We start from the raw sequence: 15,358 nt of genomic DNA, 5'->3' as shown, positions 1-15,358 counted from the left end.
GATGAGCCATGAAAAACTGCGCGGATTCATCAGCGAGATTGCGCAACTCGTCGATCAAAATTTTCCCGAAACTCACCTGCTCGAACAAGGTGCGGTTGCGCTAGGCAAGCTGATAGCCGAAGACGACTGGCTGCCCGATGCCTACGCGCAACCGTCGCCTGATCGCTACCAACAATTCCTGCTTTACGCCGATGCACGTCAACGCTTTTCAGTCGTCAGCTTCGTGTGGGGACCGGGTCAGCAAACGCCCGTTCACGATCACACGGTGTGGGGTCTCGTCGGCGTATTGCGCGGCGCGGAAATCGCGCGCTCGTATGGTCGCGACGACGGAGCGCTCGTTACATCGGGCGAAGACCAGTTGCTCGAACGGGGCGCGGTGGCGGCGGTGTCGCCGACCATTGGCGATATCCATCGCGTGAGCAACGCATTCGACGACCGCGTCTCCATCAGCATTCACGTGTACGGCGCGAACATCGGCGGCGTCTCGCGGCACGTGTATCCCCTCGACGGTCCGCCGAAGCCATTCGTCTCCGGCTATACGAACGACACGCTCCCCAACCTCTGGAACCTCTCGAAGGAACGACTCGACTCATGAGCGCCATCTCCCAGCGCAGCTTCAACGAAGTGCGCGACGCCCTGCTTTCAAAGCGCGAAATTGCATTCCTCGATGTCCGCGAAGAAGATCCGCACGCGCAACGTCACCCCTTGTTTGCAGCGAACCTGCCGTTATCGAAGATCGAACTCGACGCCTTGACGAAGCTGCCGCGCAAGAGCGTGCCGATCGTTTTGCTCGATGACGGCGAAGGTTTAGCGCAACGCGCTGCACGACGTTTCGCAGAACTCGGCTATACCGATGTTGCGTTGTTCGAAGGCGGCCTGAAAGACTGGGAACGTGCAGGCGGCGAAGTGTTCCGCGATGTGAACGTGCCCAGCAAGGCGTTCGGCGAGTTCGTGGAAGCGAAGCGGCATACGCCGGCGTTATCGGCTGAAGCAGTCGATGCGTTGCTGAAGAGCGGCGAGGACGTGGTCGTGCTGGACGCGCGCCGCTACGACGAATATCAGACGATGAACATCCCCGGCAGCATCAGCGTGCCGGGCGCTGAACTCGTGCTGCGTGCCCGTGCACTCGCGCCCGATCCCAAGACCCGCGTGATCGTGAATTGCGCGGGGCGCACGCGCAGCATCATCGGCACGCAGTCGCTGGTGAATGCCGGCATTCCGAACCCGGTGGCGGCGTTGCGTAACGGCACGATCGGCTGGCTGCTCGCGGGCCAATCGCTTGCTCATGGCAGCGCGCGGCAGTTCGCCAGCGACGACGGCCGCGCCGACGCCGCTTCGCGTGAATCAGCCCGGGCCGTCGCCGATCGCGCGGGCGTGAAACGCACGACGCTAGCGGACGCGCAACGCTGGGCGGACGACGCGGACCGCACGACGTATCGCTTCGATGTCCGCACGCCGGCCGAATACGAACACGCGCATGCAGCAGGTTTTCAAGGCGCGCCGGGCGGTCAGCTCGTACAGGAAACGGAGATGTTCGCGCCGGTCCGAAGCGCTCGCGTGGTCCTCTTCGATGACGACGGCGTACGCGCCAACATGACGGCGTCATGGCTCGCGCAGATGAACATCGACGTATATGTAATCGATGATGCGACGAGCGCAGACCTCACCGAACGAGGCCCGTGGCGCGCCGCAAAACCGCTGCCCGCAGCCACCCCCAAGATCACCGCGAACGACCTCGCCGCCCTGCTCGATGATCCCGCGAACCAGACCATCGTGCTCGACTTCACGGCAAGCGCCAACCATGTGAAGGGCCACATTCCCGGCGCATGGTGGACCGTGCGCTCGCGGCTTGCGCTCGACCTGCCTGCGCTGCCGGACGCGAAGCAATACGTGGTCACGTGCGGATCAAGCGCGCTTGCCGCGTTCGCCGGACCAGAAGTGGCGGCGCTCACATCGAAGCCTGTCCTGTTGCTGGAAGGCGGCACCGCTGCGTGGGCCGCGGCAGGCTTGCCGCTTGCCAAGGGCGAGACGCACCTGGCTTCGCCGAGGATCGATCGGTATCGGCGTCCGTATGAAGGCACCGACGCGCCGCACGAAGCAATGAACGCATACCTCGAGTGGGAGTACGGCCTCGTCGCGCAACTCGAACGTGACGGCACGCATGGTTTCTTCGTGATCTGAAGCCAAAGCTTTGACGCGGACCCCTCCGCGTCATTCCAACTCCGGCGATTAGCAAAGCAGAACAACGCGTTTGTCTAATGCCGCGGCGAATCGTATCGTGAATGTCTTTTCCTGCATGGATGATTCATGAAACGACGCAGCCTCCTGTTGATCGCCGCGCTGACTGCATTCACCGCGCTGCGTCCTCTTGCTTCGGTCGCCGAAACCGTTCTGAAAGTCGGCGACCAGCAGTTGCAGACACGCGGCATTCTCGAAGCATCCGGTCAGTTGAAAGACGTGCCGTACCAGATCGAGTGGTTCAACTTCCCCGCTGCGCAACCGCTCGGCGAGGCCTTGAATGCAGGCGCAATCGATATAGGCGGTCTCGGCGACGCCCCGCTGATCTTTGCTTACGCCGCCGGAGCGCGCGTGCGTGCAGTGGCGGCAACGCGCTCGCAACCGGTCGATCTCGCGATCCTCGTGCCGGCCGGATCTCCCATCAAAAGCGCAGCCGACCTGAAAGGCAAACGCATAGCGACTACGCGCGGTTCCATCGGCCATTTTCTGGCCATCGCGACGCTGGAGCGTGCCGGCATCAAGCTCTCCGATGTGACGCTCGAGTTCATGCAACCCGCCGATGCCAAGTCAGCGCTCGAGTCGGGCAACGTCGATGCATGGTCTACATGGGACCCGTATGTCGCGCTCGGTGAATTGCGCGATAACAATCGCAGCGTGGCGAATGGTGTGGGACTTTCATCGGGGCTCAGCTTCCAGGCCGCGACCGATGAGTCGCTCAAGGCGAAGCGCGCGCAAATCGATGACTTCGTGCGTCGCGTAGCGGCCGGTCAACAGTGGGCGCTGTCGCATCCCGACGAGGTCGCGGCGATCCAGTCACGCGTCACGCACCTGCCCGCCGATGTGCTGAAGGTCGTCTATCAGCGGGCGCAGTTGAAGCCCATCACGATCGACAGCAAGGTGATCGCCGAGCAGCAACGCACCGCCGACCTCTACGTTCGCGCGGGCGTGATCAAGACGACGCTCGACGTGACACCGAGTTTCGACGCCCAGTTCACCGCGCATTAACACTCGTAGATAACGGACCTTCCGATGACCGTACGGCATCCGCCCACTGCCTTGCAGGACCCGATTGCGCTCGCTGCCCTCGCCGATCTCGACAGCGCTGCCGCCGGTCAATGGCTCGCCGCGCTCACCCAGGATTTCTCGGCGAGCGCCGCAGCGCTGGATCGTGATGCGATCTTTCCCCACGATAACCTCGCGCGCTTGAGAAGCGCCGGCTTGCTCGCGTTGACGGTACCGCAAGCGCTCGGCGGCCGGCAAGCGACCCTCCCTCAAGTGCTCAACGTAGTGCGCGCGGTTGCACGCGGCGAACCGTCGACGGCACTGATCCTCGTGATGCAATGTCTTTATCATCTGCGCCTGCAGGCCAATCCAAACTGGCCTCAAGCGTTGAAGGAACACGTAGCGCGCGATGCCGTGGAAAATGGCGCGCTCATCAACTCGCTGCGTGTTGAGCCGGAGCTGGGTTCGCCCTCGCGTGGCGGTTTGCCCGGCACGATCGGGCGTCTGACCGATAGCGGCGACGCGTGGATTCTCAATGGCAGCAAGATCTATTCGAGCGGCAGTCCTGGCCTGACATGGTTCGCTGTCTGGGGCCGCACGGACGAGATTTCGCCGCGGGTCGGGACGTTCCTCGTGCACCGCGACACACCCGGCATCCGGTTCGGCGAGCCGTGGAACCACCTCGGCATGCGTGCAACCGGCAGTCACGAAGTGATCTTCGAGAACGTACGTGTTCCTGCCGCTCATGCCGTCGACTTGAATCCGCCCGAGATCGCTGCGAGCGGCATGGACCCGCTCACTACGCTCTGGATGAACGTGCTGCTTTCGTCGATCTACGACGCCGTCGCCCGGTCTGCGCGCGACTGGTTTGCAGCATGGGCCACGGATCGCAAACCCGCCAACCTGGGTGCGCCGCTCTCCAGCCTGGGCAGTTTCCAGCAGACGCTTGGCCGTATCGATGCATTGCTGCTCAACAACCGTGTGCTGCTGGACGACGGCTCGCACGGCAACATTGCGCTGCATGAAGCACCGGCCATCAAATACCTCGTGACGCAGAACGCGATCACCGCCGTTGAACTCGCGGTCGAGGCAAGCGGCAATCCGGGGCTGAGCCGAAACAACGCACTCGAACGGCATCACCGCGACGTGCTGTGCTCGCGCATTCATACGCCGCAAAACGATGCGCTGCTCAGCGCGTTCGGACGCGCAGGATTCGCCTCGCACCAAGCCAAATCTTCTCTTAACGGAGCATCACTATGAGCGTTGAATTCATCGGCTATGTGAGCCATCAGGAATCAAGCGAAATCCACTTGCCGCAAGGACCCGCGGTCAATCCACCGTATATTGCCGCGGTCGCGCAAGCGCATGAATACGGTGGTTTCGATCGCGTGCTGATCGCGCATTCAAGCGCGTCACCGGACGGCTTCCAGATCGCGTCGTTCGTCGCGCAACAGACGAAGCGTCTGGGCATCCTGCTCGCGCATCGCCCGGGCTTTGTCGCGCCCACGCTCGCCGCCCGTCAACTCGCCACGCTCGATCACTTCAGCGCGGGCCGCACCGCCGTGCACATCATTTCCGGCGGCGACGATACCGAGCAACAACGTGACGGCGACTTCCTCGAGCACGACGACCGCTACAAGCGCACCGATGAATATCTCGATGTCGTGAAGCGCTCGTGGACAAGCGAAACACCGTTCGATCATGAAGGCGCGTTTTATCGGGTGAAGGGTCACCGGTCCCTGGTTCGTCCGGTACAGAAGCCGCATCTGCCGGTGTATTTCGGCGGTTCGTCGGAAGCGGCAATCCAGGTCGCCGGCAAGCATGCGGACGTTTTTGCGCTCTGGGGCGAGTCGCTTGAGCAGGTCGCCGAGACCATCGCACGGGTGCGCGCCGCCGCCAAACCGTATGGCCGTGAGAACGCAATCCGCTTCAGCCTGTCGCTGCGGCCCATCATCGCTTCAACGGAAGATGCAGCATGGGCACGCGCAGAATCGATTCTCGCGCGTGCGACAGAGGTAGTGAAAAGCAATCCTAACTTTACCCGTCGACCGACCGAACCCAAGAACGTGGGTGCGCAGCGTCTGCTTGCCGAAGCGGCAAAGGGTACCGTGGTGGACAAGCGCCTGTGGACGGGCATCACCGCGCTGACCAAAGCGGCGGGCAACTCCACGTCGCTGGTCGGCACGCCCGGACAAGTGACGGAAGCTTTGATCGAGTATTACCGTCTGGGCATCTCGACGTTCCTGATCCGAGGTTTCGATCCGCTGGAAGACGCATTGGGTTATGGCCGCGATCTGTTGCCGCTAGTGCACGCGGCAGTGGCGCTTGAAGACAGCAAAGCGAACTCGAAGGAACTCGAAGGGGTCCACGCCTGAAGAAAATCAGGCGACGTGAATGGCGCTGACATCGGGCAACTCCCGTTGCAGCGCCGTCCACATTACGCCCAAAGCGCCTTCGACCTGCTGCAATTCCACCATCGCGCAATCGCGAACAATAAAGACCGCGGCAAGCTCGCCAGACGACGTCGTCGCGAGACGTCTGGGAGCGGCAAAGGTTGTTCCTACGCTCTGAAGCAAAACGCGCCCGGAGCCATGAGGGCCGGCGACAATCGCCTTCATGCGCAGCAGCCGATCACCGGTCATGCCGGCAATATTTTCAAGCCACTCAAGAACGTCTTCCCAGTTTGGTTCCTGCGCAAACCGGGCGCGGAACACGCGAACCCGAGGATGGAGCAAGGTCTCCCCGACGCGCGTTGGTTCGCTGCCCACTGACTGCTGCGCCATCGAAGTGTCCACCTCCGCAAAGGCCTCACGCGCGCGGATCGATGAAGAAAACTCATCGACAATACGCGCCATCGGGTTGACGCCCGCAACCATACTGCGTGCCTGCGCGCGCCGCTCAGCACTGACAAGATCGATCTTGGTCAGCACCACCGTATGCGCGGCGGTAAGCTGCGCGCAGGCATCTTCGAAATCGCTGTCGAGCGGCGGGCGGCTACAGTCGTAAGTGGCCACGATATGCAGCCGAAAGCGTAATCTTGCGAGTTGTTCCAGCGACCGCATGACGGCCCCAGGCCGCGACAACCCGCTACATTCCAGAACCATGCGCTCAAAGGGCTCTTTGCCCGCCTCCGAGCGCAAGGCAACCAGCTCTTCAACTGTCGTCACCAGATCATCAGTCAGCGAACAACATACGCAACCGTTGCTGAGGGTCGCCATCGTCATGCCACGGGCAGACTCCGAAAGCACGGCCCCATCGATGTTGATCGCACCCACCTCGTTCACGATGACGGCTGTCGATGCACCACCGCCCGAATCCAGCAATGCTTCGAGCAACGATGTCTTGCCACTCCCCAGAACACCGGCGAGGATGACAAATTGCGTGCAGGCCATATTCATGCCTTTCGTCCGAACGGTGTCTCATCATCAGGCCACGTGGCCGATACCATCGCGCGTACATCTGCCAATAGCGCCTCGGCCGCAAACACCACACCGCCCTTGACGGTCAGTTCGATCGAGCGCTTTTGTTCCAGGGAGCGCGACTCGTCGTTCAGCCGCAAGGCGCCGGTTCCGTAAAGCAGCTTGAAATCGGTCAAAGGGTTCTGGCCATGCACGAGAATGTCCGCACAGCGACCGACTTCGAGCGCACCGGTCTCGTCTTCTATGCCCAGCAGTTCGGCAGATTGCGACGTAGCCGCGCGCAAGACTTCCAGCGGCGAGAATCCTGCCTCCTGAAACAGTTCGAGTTCCCGGACATAACCGAACCCGTAGATCTGGAACATGAATCCTGAGTCGCTGCCCGGACATACGCGGCCGCCCCTGTTCTTGTACTCGTTGAGGAACTGCATCAGGAGGCGAAAGCTCTCGCGCCACTCGACTTCGTTCGTGACCGACCATCGATAGAAATAAGCGCCATGACCGCCGCGCTGCGGCTGAAAATATTTCCACGTGGTGTTATCGGTGTACGCGTCATGCCATTCAGCCCTGCGCGCACGCATGAGATCCCGGTTGCCGTCATACACGTTCATCGTGGGGACGAAGGTATGGCCGGCGGCCAGAAATGCATCCAGCACGTCATTCCACTTCTGACTGCCCGGCTTCGCCGCCTGGAGGAACGTCTGGCCGGCCGTCGAGAATCTCAGGTACTCGTCGTTATAGTTGTAGTCATCTCCAATCGTTTGCAGCGTCCTGCCTTCGAACAGCGCCTCCGGTAAGCCATACGCGTGCTCGGTGCTTGTCAGCCCCCATTGCGCGGTCTTGAGCGCGTTCATACGGCCTACCGAGAGCTGCGCATGATGGCAGCACGTACGCAGCCCGAGCAGCTTGCACTCGTCGAGCGCCGCTTGCATGATTGCCGGCGGCGCGCCGAAAAACTTCACGCCCTTTGCCCCTCGCTCACTGACTCTTCTCAGCCATTGCCGCCCTTCTTCGGGACTGTAGATTGTCTTGAGGTAGTCGTTGACCGCCGGAAAATAGACGTACGGGTACAGGTGCGGCGCCGCAATGCGGTTCGCGTCGGCCGCAGCCTGCTGCTCACGGGTCCATGCGAGGCCGTTCATGCAGCCCGCCTCGCGCACCGACGTCACACCATGGGCAAGCCAAAGCTTGTACACGTAATCCGCCGGCATCATCTCGCCGTTTTCCGCATGAAACGGGGTGCCGATATGTGCGTGACAGTCAATGAATCCAGGCGTCACGAACTTGCCCGTGCAGTCGATCTCATGGTCGCCCACGGCAGGCCGGCGTTGGCCGTTAATGGGAAGTCCGGGCACGCCTACGGCTGCAATTTCCGTAATCCGGTCGCCTTCAACGACGATATCGGCGGGTCCCCAAGGGGGCGCGCCGGTGCCGTCAATAACCGTTGCGCCGCGCAAGACCAGCCTGCGAAACGGGCCGTCGCCTCGGTCTCGCGACGAGGACGGACGAACCTGGCCGAGCCCCTTCCTTGCGAAGCCCGCGACCATTTCTTCGCCGACTTCAACGGTGATGCCTGGCGTCGTCATTGTTCCTCCCGGTTATGGCCACCCACGCAAGCAGTCAGACCCTGATCGCGGCGAGCGGCTGATTTTCGAATGCTATGTCAGAAGACTTTCTGCCCGCACATAGGGTAGGAATTCAAAAAGACAGGCGATACCTATCAAACATACGAAACACACAAGAAAGTTTCCTTTTTCCAGGCGCTTATTCTATGTTTGATACAAATCCGACCGGGTTCATTGCGTTGTTTTGAGGGTAGTTGTGCGAATTGTGGCTGAGTCCAATGAGTAGCAGGGAGCGCACGGACATTCCGCGCGTTCGACCTCATGGACGAATTCACACGCATGCATCAGGAGTGGAGATGAACACGGCAGATCTGACGGCAACCTACGACGAGGCCCGGGCAATCCGGCGACGCGCCATTGTTGCGACCGTACTGGGCAATGGCTTCGAATGGTTCGACTTCATGGTGTACGGCTTTTTTGCCATTACTATCGCCAAGCTTTTTTTCCCTACCGGGAACGACCTGAGCTCGTTGATGCTGTCGGTTGCGACCTTCGGCGTCGGCTTTCTGGTCCGCCCTTTCGGCGGCATTCTGATCGGCATTTACGCGGATCGGGCCGGCCGCAAGGCAGCCCTCTCATTGACTATTCTATTGATGTGCGCGGGCACCGCGCTGATCGGCCTTGCCCCGACCTATTCGCAGATTGGCGTCGCCGCGCCTTGCCTGATTGTGATTGCGCGGCTGCTTCAGGGGTTTTCCGCCGGCGGGGAAATGGGCACGGCGACCGCGTTCCTGACCGAACACGCTCCGAAGGGAAAGAAAGCCTATTACTCCAGCTGGATCCAGACGAGCATCGGCTTCGCCGTGCTGCTCGGGGCATGTTTCGGCACCGGTATCACGCTCGGACTGTCGGCGCAGGATGTCGAAAGCTGGGGATGGAGAATTCCGTTTCTCTCCGGTTTGCTGATTGGACCGATAGGGTTTTTCATCCGTCGCAATCTTGAGGAAACACCGGTCTTTCTCAACGCCACCGATAAATCCAAGACGCCGCTTGCCGACGTGCTGCGCGACTATCCGCGACAGACGTTCGCGAGCTTCGCAATGGTCGTGCTGTGGACCGTGTGCATCTATGTGATCCTCTTCTACATGCCGACGTTCTCGGTCAAGGTGCTCAAGCTGCAGCAGTCGGCCTCGTTCATTGCAGCCATGGTAGGTGGCGTGGTGATTACGGTTTGCTCGCCAATCACGGGCTGGTGGTCCGACAAGATCGGCCGCAAATGGCTCCTGGCGTGTTCAGCGGCAGCCATGCTCCTGCTCGTATGGCCGATGTTCGCCATGATCGTGTCGTCTCCGTCGCTTGCCACGCTATGCATCTTTCAGGCCGTATTTGGCGTCCTGATTGCGATCTACACGGGTCCGATTCTCGCCGCGCTCTCCGAAACGTTTCCGACGAAAGTATTGTCGACGGGCTTGTCGGTGGCATACAACCTCGCGGTCATGACGTTCGGCGGCTTCGCCTCGCTGATTCTGACCTGGCTGATCGCCAGGACCGGCACGGCAATGGCGCCGGCGTTCTATGTGATGTTCGCGGCCGCTTTCAGCCTGCTCGGCGTATTGTTGGGCTACCGGCAACCGGTCGCCAGCAGATCATCCGACATCGCGGTGCCCTGCTAGCGCATCACGCTGCATTTACGGAAAAAAATGAAACTCGATACCGCGATCAGGGAGACGATATTACGCGACGCCGAAGTGGTGGCGGGTTCGCAAATGCTGGACCGGGAGATCACGTGGGTTCACATGGTCGACCATCCCGACATAGCCCAATGGGTGAAGCCCGGCGAACTGTTGCTGACGACCGGGTACAACTGGCCAAGCGAAGAGCTTGCCTCGAGAGAGCTGGTCAGGAACCTCAGCAAGGTAGGGCTTGCGGGCGTCGTCCTCGCCGTGCCCCACTTCCGCGAGCACTTCCCGCCAGAAGCGCTTGAGGAGGCCAACCGGGTCGGCCTGCCGCTTCTCGAACTGCCCTGGGATGTTCCCTTCAGCGAGGTCACTCACGAGATACTCGCGAAGATCATCAACTTCCAGGGCGACATAATCCAGCGGTCCGAAAAGCTGCACCGGGCGCTCACCAATGCGGCTGTCTCCGCGACAAACCTGTCCGATATCGCGGCCGCGCTGACCAGCCTGCTCGGGCGCTTCGTGACCTTCACCGATCCGGCCGGGGGCATCCTGGGTGGATCGGATACCGTTGAAGCGCTCGCACTGCTCGAACCTCAATTCGTCAGCGCGGTGCATGGTGGCTCGCTACCCGTCGATCTCGCGGGGATGCAACGGCCGCTCGTGGTGGCGTTCGCGACAGGGGCAGCGGCGCTGCATCGCATCGTCTTCCCCGTCCGTCTGCACGATAGCGTCGTCGCACTCATCTGGCTGGATCTTGCAGGCAACGAAACCGAGGAGCTCGATGCACGTGCGATCGAACATGCGAGCGTCGTGGCAGCGCTGCACATGATGCACCAGCGGCAACTTGCTCAACAGGAAGACCGCCTTGGGTATGCGCTCGTTGCCGGCCTTCTCGACGGCGAATTTTCAGCAACGGCCGGCGCCCTCGAACGCGCCCGGGTATGCGGCTGGAGCGATTCAAAAGCGTATCGCGTGTGCCTGGTTCTCCTCGATGAACCGATTCCGCTGACGCCGGAAGGGCTCGAACGACGCGAGCGCTGGATCGCTTCACTGAAGCGCCAGTTGCGTGCAAGAAAGCTCCCCGAACTCATCGCGATATGGCTGAACCAGATCAAGTTTATCGTCCCGGAAGACGCATCGGCGTCGTCATTGTGGGAAGCGCTGTCAGATAAACCCGCCGCCATGGCGATCAGCCGGATTCACACCGGCGTGAAAGGGATGGCCGTGGGAGCGCAGGACGTGGACGCGCTTGTAGCCACATTGCGCCCTGGACGCCTGCATGAATTCGACGAAATTCTTTTCCCTCGAGCGTTGATGGGTGATCCGAATGCTCGCGATCTCCTTGTCGAGCGACTGATCGGACCTCTCTCGGAGAAACGGCGCGGGGAATCGCTGCTGGAAACTTTGTGCACGCTGGCGGATGAGGGGTTCCAGCTCGCCAACACGGCGAAGGCGCTGGGCATTCATATCAGCACGCTGCGTTATCGCGTCGAGCGCATCGAAAGCATACTGAAGCTGTCACTCGAAGATCCAAAGATGCGATTTCAGTTGCAAGTTGCGGTGGCGCTGTCTCGTCTTCGAGAAGACTAACCCGTTTTTTTCATACGCTTCGTAGGATGACCGCCGTCACGTTTCACGCTTTAATCCGGGAAACCGGTTCAGCTATTTGCGTAGCATCGGCTCATCAATCAAGCACTTTCGAAACGAGGTCACCTCCATGTCGATCCAGTCGCTCACCGAAGCCGACCGCAAGCATCTGATTCACCCGGTCGTCAGTTATCGCGCACATGAAGCACGCGGCGTCACCATTCTCGAATCCGGCCGGGGCGCTTACCTGCGCGACGCCCACGGCAACGAACTGCTGGATGCCTTCGCCGGGTTGTGGTGCGTCAATGTGGGATACGGTCAGGACAGTATCGTCAAAGCCGCATCCGAACAGATGGCCCGCCTGCCCTACGCCACCGGCTATTTTCATTTCGGCTCGGAGCCGGCGATCGAACTTGCCGAGCAACTCGTCAGCAAGGCGCCCAGGTCCTTGCAACACGTCTATTTCACACTCGGCGGCTCCGATGCGGTGGACTCGGCAATCCGGTTCATCACGCACTACTACAACGCGACGAACCGTCCGTCGAAAAAGCACATCATCGCGCTGGAACGGGGGTATCACGGGTCATCGGCTATCGGCGCCGGCTTGACTGCTATCGGGAGCTTTCATCGCAACTTCGACGTACCGTTGCCTACCCAGCATCATATTCCATCACCCTACCCCTATCGAAGCGCGACGCCCGATGATCCGCAAGCGATCATCGCGGCTTCAGTCGCCGCACTCGAAGCGAAGGTTGCAGAACTTGGCGCCGAGAACGTCGCGGCATTCTTCTGCGAGCCGGTGCAAGGTTCGGGTGGCGTCATCGTGCCGCCTGCAGGATGGCTCAAGGCGATGAGCCTGGCCTGCCGCAAGCTGGACATCCTGTTCGTGGCCGACGAAGTGATCACCGCGTTCGGCCGCACAGGACCGCTCTTCGCGTGCGATACGGAAAGCGTTGAACCGGACCTGATGACCGTCGCCAAAGGCCTGACCGCCGGCTACGCGCCGATGGGCGCCGTGCTGATGTCCGACGCGGTTTATCAAGGCATAGCGGATGGCGCGGACAAGTCAGTGGCGATCGGCCACGGCCAGACGTATTCCGCGCACCCGGTCAGCGCCGCGATCGGACTCGAAGTCATGCGGCTCTATCACGAGGGCGGTTTGCTGGCGAACGGCATCGCACACGCGCCGCACTTCGCAAACGGGCTCGACGCGTTGCTGACCCATCCGCTCGTGGGCGACTCGCGTCATATCGGCTTGCTCGGCGCGCTCGAACTGGTGTCGGACAAAGATACCAAGAAGGGATTCGATGCGTCGCTCAAGCTGTCTGAACGTATCTTCGAAATCGCCTACAAGAACAAGATCATATTCCGCGCGTTCGGCGACAATATCCTCGGTTTTGCGCCCGCCCTCTGCTATACGCAGGACGATTTCGCGCTGATGTTCGAGCGTGTCACGAAGACGCTCGACGACCTGCTCGAACACGCCGATGTGCGAGCGGCATTGCGCAGCAAAGCCACCGCTTGAGAGCAGGAGCGCCGTGATTGATTGTCGACGTGACGGACTTCATTGTTCGTCCGTCAGCAGTCTGTCCAACGGCGCGGCGTGCTTCACGAATGGCGACCTGATGACGATGTAGCTGAAGTACTTCTCAATGCCGAGATTGAGATCCAGCAGCCTTTCCACCACCTCCTGATAGTGGCCGATATTGCCGACCAGAAACTTCAGCAGATAGTCGTAACCACCGCTGACCAGATGACATTCAATGATCTCGTCGATCTCGCGGACATTCGCTTCGAACCGGATGAAATCCTCACGTCGATGGTCTTGCAGCATCACCTCGGTAAACACTGTTACGGTAGTCGTCAGCTTGGCAAGATTAAGATGCACGCCGTACCCGGATATGACGCCCGACGATTCGAGCCGTTTGACGCGCTGAAGGCACGGACTCGGCGATAGCCCGACGGCATTGGCCAGGTTTGCATTCGTTATATTGCCGTTCTTCTGCAGTTCCGCCAGGATCTTGATGTCGATTCGATCCAGTTTCTGTCGAGTGGTCATATCGTGCTCTCGCGTCCGGTGATTTTTCAGGCGGGTCTATCAGGTCACCCTCTGCTTAGCTCTTCGTGGTGCGCCTTCACCAGTTGCGCCATGCTCGTGAACTTGAACTCGACCGACGGCTCACTGACCGTGCGCATGGTGGCGCCGAAGCCCCGTTGCTCGAACCGGCGGTAGATCCAGCAGGATTTTATGCCGAGCCTGGCCGCTGGTTCGTGATCGTGGAATATGCTGTCTGCAATGTGCAGCGTCTCTTCCTTGCGTACACCAAGCGAAGGAAGGATATCAAGCATGTAATCGAAGTTTCTATGAGACGGCTTATAGGAGCCGACATCTTCCGCCGTGATGACCGCGTCGAAGTCTACTTGTAGCATCGCGTTGCTGCCGGCGAAACTCTCGTTGTCAACGTTGGACAGGATGATCAGCTTGAAGTACTTCTTGAGATATTGAAGCGTACTCGCGGAGTCGGGGAACGCGGGCCACTGTCCCACTGAGCGTCCGTATGCAGAAGACTCTTCGATCGTATAGGGGACGCCCCATTCCTCTGCGAGCCGCTTGAAGACGACTGCGAGCAACTCCCTGTAGGGCATCTCCGGCGTGTAGCGCTGCTGAGATGACTCGTGACGCGCATGCGCCTCGAGCACCTCGTCACGCGTCAACGGCTTCTCAACGCGTTGGATCAGAGGCATGAGACCCGCCGTTATGCCGCGTTCCCAGTCGATCAGCGTGCCGTAACAATCGAAGGTGAGCGCCTTGAAATCAGTGAGTCGCACTTGAACCTCCTGGAAAATAAATCGCATTTGAATGCGCGGCCCGCGACCTGCCGCGCAACATCCTGCGAGTTCGAATCGCCCGGGCGGCAGGCACCATAAAGCCGTTACTTTTGCAGCAAGGCTTCCTGATGCGCTTTCACGAGGCCCGCCATGTTGTTGAAGCGGAAGTCCACCTTAGGCTGCCGACCCGGATTCATTGTCGCACCGAAGCCTTCTTGCTCGTGACGGCGATAAATCCAGCACGATGCCAGGCCACATTCGTTTGCCGGCTTGTGATCGTGAAACAGGCTCTCGGCGGTATGAAGGATTTTGTCCTTCCTGATCCCACGCTCACCAAGCTTGTCCAGCATGTATTCGAAATTGCGCGGTGATGGCTTGTACGAACCAACGTCTTCAGCCGTGATGATCGCGTCGAACTCGACCTGCAGTTTTGCATTGCTGTAGGTGAAGCTTTCGTTGTCGATGTTCGACAGGATAACGAGCTTGTAATGCTGCTTGAGGTAATGCAGGGCGTCTGCCGAATCTTCGAAAGCCGGCCAGTTCTGCACTGACTTTCCGTACGCCACGCAGTCGGCCAGCGTGAACGGCACCTGCCATTCTTCGGCCAGCCGTTTATAGACGATAGGCAGCAGGTCCTGGTACCGCTTGGCAGGTGTGTATTTCTGCTGCGAGGATTCGTGGCGTGCATGAGCCTCAAGGACCTGATCGCGTGTCAGCGGCTGCTTGACGCGCTCAAGAAGGGGATGCAGACCTTCGAAGATCCCCGTCTCCCAATCGATCAAGGTCCCATAGCAGTCAAACGTCAGCGTATCGAAGTCAGTGAGTTTCATAACAATTTGCCCTCAGTTGTTCACAGGATGAGACCACAGTGTATTGACTCGTGGCAGCAGCCGTTACTGATGTCGGGATCAGCATCAGCACGCGGTTTCGTGCGATAGCGGCCCGGCAGCAGATTCTGCCGCCGCCTTTGCTCCGGTCGATCGACGTGCCCGCCGCGCAGCGCTTATGTCCCTCTCTCCTACTTTACCGCCAAGATACCGCG

13 protein-coding genes are annotated in these 15,358 nt (G+C 60.3%); 8 read left to right on the top strand and 5 right to left on the bottom strand.

Features of this window, described 5'->3' with window-relative positions; all coding sequences use genetic code 11:
• The first annotated feature begins 1 nt into the window (after position 1).
• The 5 genes from ACSOSP_RS38190 (at position 2) to ACSOSP_RS38170 (ending at position 5,615) form a co-directional block, all read left to right on the top strand.
• Entirely contained in the window at positions 2 to 595 is a 594-nt protein-coding gene (locus ACSOSP_RS38190) for a cysteine dioxygenase (RefSeq protein WP_455314193.1), read from the top strand.
• Positions 592 to 2,181 (top strand): rhodanese homology domain-containing protein, encoded by a 1,590-nt coding sequence (locus ACSOSP_RS38185; protein WP_455314192.1) that lies wholly within the window; start codon positions 592 to 594, stop codon positions 2,179 to 2,181. Before ACSOSP_RS38190 ends, ACSOSP_RS38185 begins: the two co-directional genes overlap by 4 nt.
• Before the next feature lie 126 nt (positions 2,182 to 2,307).
• On the top strand, positions 2,308 to 3,243 hold the full coding sequence (locus ACSOSP_RS38180) for an ABC transporter substrate-binding protein (RefSeq protein ID WP_455314191.1): 936 nt from the start codon (positions 2,308 to 2,310) through the stop codon (positions 3,241 to 3,243).
• A gap of 24 nt (positions 3,244 to 3,267) precedes the next feature.
• Positions 3,268 to 4,500: an acyl-CoA dehydrogenase family protein gene (locus ACSOSP_RS38175; RefSeq protein WP_455314190.1), complete on the top strand. Its 1,233-nt coding sequence runs from the start codon at positions 3,268 to 3,270 to the stop codon at positions 4,498 to 4,500.
• Positions 4,497 to 5,615, top strand: coding sequence for an LLM class flavin-dependent oxidoreductase (locus tag ACSOSP_RS38170; protein ID WP_455314189.1), 1,119 nt, complete (start codon positions 4,497 to 4,499; stop codon positions 5,613 to 5,615). The genes ACSOSP_RS38175 and ACSOSP_RS38170 overlap by 4 nt, the downstream gene beginning before the upstream one ends.
• Positions 5,616 to 5,621: 6 nt before the next feature.
• Here the strand turns inward: ACSOSP_RS38170 and ACSOSP_RS38165 are convergent, their stop codons facing one another.
• Together ACSOSP_RS38165 and ACSOSP_RS38160 are read right to left on the bottom strand one after the other, a co-directional pair.
• Positions 5,622 to 6,632 (bottom strand): CobW family GTP-binding protein, encoded by a 1,011-nt coding sequence (locus ACSOSP_RS38165; RefSeq protein ID WP_455315368.1) that lies wholly within the window; start codon positions 6,630 to 6,632, stop codon positions 5,622 to 5,624.
• 2 nt (positions 6,633 to 6,634) lie between these two features.
• Positions 6,635 to 8,242, bottom strand: coding sequence for an amidohydrolase family protein (locus ACSOSP_RS38160; RefSeq protein WP_455314188.1), 1,608 nt, complete (start codon positions 8,240 to 8,242; stop codon positions 6,635 to 6,637).
• Between the two features lie 335 nt (positions 8,243 to 8,577).
• Between ACSOSP_RS38160 and ACSOSP_RS38155 the strand changes: the two genes are divergently transcribed.
• The 3 genes from ACSOSP_RS38155 to ACSOSP_RS38145 all read left to right on the top strand — a co-directional run bounded on the left by ACSOSP_RS38155 (position 8,578) and on the right by ACSOSP_RS38145 (position 13,012).
• Complete coding sequence (locus ACSOSP_RS38155; RefSeq protein ID WP_455314187.1) at positions 8,578 to 9,894, top strand: MFS transporter; 1,317 nt, start codon at positions 8,578 to 8,580, stop codon at positions 9,892 to 9,894.
• Between the two features lie 27 nt (positions 9,895 to 9,921).
• Complete coding sequence (locus ACSOSP_RS38150; protein ID WP_455314186.1) at positions 9,922 to 11,490, top strand: PucR family transcriptional regulator; 1,569 nt, start codon at positions 9,922 to 9,924, stop codon at positions 11,488 to 11,490.
• A gap of 127 nt (positions 11,491 to 11,617) precedes the next feature.
• Positions 11,618 to 13,012 carry an aminotransferase class III-fold pyridoxal phosphate-dependent enzyme gene (locus ACSOSP_RS38145; protein ID WP_455314185.1) on the top strand — a complete coding sequence of 465 codons (1,395 nt, stop codon included), beginning with the start codon at positions 11,618 to 11,620 and terminating at the stop codon, positions 13,010 to 13,012.
• A 39-nt stretch (positions 13,013 to 13,051) separates the two neighbouring features.
• On the opposite strand, the gene ACSOSP_RS38140 is transcribed toward ACSOSP_RS38145, so the two are convergent.
• The 3 genes from ACSOSP_RS38140 to ACSOSP_RS38130 all read right to left on the bottom strand — a co-directional run bounded on the left by ACSOSP_RS38140 (position 13,052) and on the right by ACSOSP_RS38130 (position 15,146).
• Positions 13,052 to 13,546 (bottom strand): Lrp/AsnC family transcriptional regulator, encoded by a 495-nt coding sequence (locus ACSOSP_RS38140; RefSeq protein WP_455314184.1) that lies wholly within the window; start codon positions 13,544 to 13,546, stop codon positions 13,052 to 13,054.
• A 44-nt stretch (positions 13,547 to 13,590) separates the two neighbouring features.
• Positions 13,591 to 14,316: a haloacid dehalogenase type II gene (locus tag ACSOSP_RS38135; protein ID WP_455314183.1), complete on the bottom strand. Its 726-nt coding sequence runs from the start codon at positions 14,314 to 14,316 to the stop codon at positions 13,591 to 13,593.
• 104 nt (positions 14,317 to 14,420) lie between these two features.
• Positions 14,421 to 15,146 carry a haloacid dehalogenase type II gene (locus ACSOSP_RS38130; protein ID WP_455314182.1) on the bottom strand — a complete coding sequence of 242 codons (726 nt, stop codon included), beginning with the start codon at positions 15,144 to 15,146 and terminating at the stop codon, positions 14,421 to 14,423.
• Between the last annotated feature and the right edge of the window lie 212 nt (positions 15,147 to 15,358).

The organism is Caballeronia sp. KNU42, from assembly GCF_053760385.1.
The sequence above is the reverse complement of the archived record's forward strand: the minus strand, read 5'-3'. Positions and strand labels throughout refer to the sequence as shown.